Raw genomic sequence first — 437 nt, 5'->3', positions numbered from 1 at the left:
GCGATCAGCTCGGCGGCCTCGGCGAATACCAGCGGGTCCACGATGTCGTGCAAGGTCTCGCCGACGATCGACTTGACCTGTTCGACGTCCCAGCCTGTGCACATGTTGGTGATATAGCTGCGCATGCGGTCCATCTGGTCGTGGTCGGCGCCGGACATCAGGAACAGAAACTGGGCGTAGGTCGACTTGAGGACGGTGCGGCGGTTCAGCAGACCCTGATTGAAGAAAGGTTTGCTGAAAGCGAGCGTGCTCGACTTGGCGATGACGGTCTTGTCGAGGTCGAAGAACGCCGCCGTGCGCACCGGCCGACCATCGTGCGGCCCGGATTGCTGTGCGATCGATTCCCCGGCAGCCCGATCGGATGCGGTCACAAGCGTCAGCATAGAGGCACGTGCGCACCGCCATCCGACCGGCAACGTAAAATGGCAGTTCACGAC

Annotated in this window: 1 protein-coding gene; it reads right to left on the bottom strand. The window is 62.0% G+C overall.

Annotated features, from left to right (window positions below; all coding sequences use genetic code 11):
* Positions 1 to 371, bottom strand: a 371-nt coding sequence (locus IMZ11_RS44225) for a haloacid dehalogenase-like hydrolase (protein ID WP_374463286.1), incomplete at its 3' end; no start/stop codon positions are given.
* Positions 372 to 437: the final 66 nt, after the last annotated feature.

Origin of the sequence: Microtetraspora sp. AC03309 (genome assembly GCF_020826795.1) — a bacterium.
In the GTDB taxonomy this organism is placed as follows: domain Bacteria; phylum Actinomycetota; class Actinomycetes; order Streptosporangiales; family Streptosporangiaceae; genus Microtetraspora; species Microtetraspora glauca.
The sequence above is the reverse complement of the archived record's forward strand: the minus strand, read 5'-3'. Positions and strand labels throughout refer to the sequence as shown.